We start from the raw sequence: 1,732 nt of genomic DNA on the forward strand, positions 1-1,732 counted from the left end.
ACGGATATGACTGATTCTCAAAAGCAGATAAGGTTTTTGTCCTTACCGTTGTTAAAAACTCCTTGAAACTATAGCTTCCCTTTGGATGATTACGAAGCGCTATGACATTGACAAACATGCCAATTATTGAATCTAATCCAACATGATTTCTATTTGCTATACCAGTACCGACTGTAACATCATCCTGATTGCTCAACTTGCTTAATAGTATTATTAAAATTGAAAATAAAACCATGAACATTGTCGCTTCCTCTTCTTCTTCAATTAGCCTTAAACATTTTGTTTTTTCAATATCAATAACAAAAGATTTCAAACCAGTTGAGTAATTCCTTACCGACGGTCTACTAAAATCAACAGGTAGGTCAATTATAGACATATTGTCTACAAATTCGCGTAACCAAAAATCACGCTGTTTTTGAAACTGTTTTTGTTCCTTAAGAGTCTCTTGCCACTCTGCATAATCTTTATAATGTAATTTTACCTGCGGTAGTTTTTTATGGTTATAAATATCCATAAAATGCTTTATTAGAATACTCATGGAAATCCCATCAGCAATGATATGGTGCACATCCACCAGCAATAAGTGGGACTTGTTTTTTAACTTTACCAAACCTACCCTAAGTAAAGGTGCCTCGCCAAGATCAAATGGTCTTATAAACTTTGTAATTACGGATTCAGAATTTGCTTCCGTAGATTCAGAATATTCAATGGAAAATTCCACATTATCTGATATTTTCTGAAAAGCTTCGCCATTTATAATTTGAATTGAGGTGCGCAAGCTTTCATGTCTATCGATAAGTTTTTTGAAGGTATTTTCGACTTTTACCTTATCTATATCTCCTTCTATTTCGACTATTTGAGACAAATTAAAGACCAATGAAGATGGGTTAAGCTGACAAAGAAAGTAAAGTCTTTTCTGAACAGAAGAAAGCCTATAGTACTCCTTTTCTAATGCCTTATTTATAAGTAAGTTGCTATCAGATATCTCCTGTCTTTTATTTATAAATTCTATTAACTCTTTCTTATTATATTTTATCTCATCTATTATACTGCTGTTATAGTTGTTTTTAGGAAATTTTAATTTAAGATCTCCATTCTCAACCCTTATTGTAGCATTAATATCTTTAAGTTGCTTTAGTAATTTTTCCATAATATTTTTAGATGGTAAATTCAATTGCTAAATTTTCACTTAATTAGGTTTTTTAATCAACTATTTGATTCTATAAATTCTTTCTAAACTTGTCTCTCTTTGTGTTCTTTTTTACCCATATATAATTTTAGGTATCAAGACCAAAAAACTGTTCTTCTCTCCAATGATATTTATGATTTTTTAGGAATATCCGACTAGGGTTTAGTCGACTTTCTATATCATTTAACTGTGCTATATATCTTTCTGGGTTTATCTATACAGTGTAAATGATCTTTGGTATTTGTTTAGATTGTAATCTCGGTTGCCTCATTTTCGTTTGTTTTTGTATTTAGCAACCAGTTATTTAGTTGTATAAAGTCTCCCTGAGCAATTATACTTTTTTTTATGAAGATTTCTTTAAGTTCAAATTTCACTTTAAACTTTTCTGATATTCGATTTGCAAGTAATGACGCCAACAAGGAATGTCCTCCGAGTTCAAAGAAACTTGTATTCGCTCCGATGACATTTGTAGGAAGTTTTAGAACCTCCGACCAGATTTCAACCAACTCCTTCTCTATATCATTTGATGGTGGTATAAAATTG

The 1,732-nt window shown here is 31.2% G+C and carries 2 protein-coding genes; both read right to left on the reverse strand.

Translation table 11 applies throughout. The features are described from left to right. Window positions 1–1,150 (reverse strand): condensation domain-containing protein (locus tag ACKWCA_RS23925; RefSeq protein ID WP_413980777.1); only part of this gene is annotated, 1,150 nt, incomplete at its 3' end. 284 nt (window positions 1,151–1,434) lie between these two features. Continuing rightward, a partial coding sequence (locus ACKWCA_RS23930) for a phosphopantetheine-binding protein (protein ID WP_413980778.1) occupies window positions 1,435–1,732 on the reverse strand: 298 nt, incomplete at its 5' end.

Source organism: Maribacter corallii (assembly GCF_047345415.1).
In the GTDB taxonomy this organism is placed as follows: Bacteria; Bacteroidota; Bacteroidia; order Flavobacteriales; family Flavobacteriaceae; genus Maribacter_C.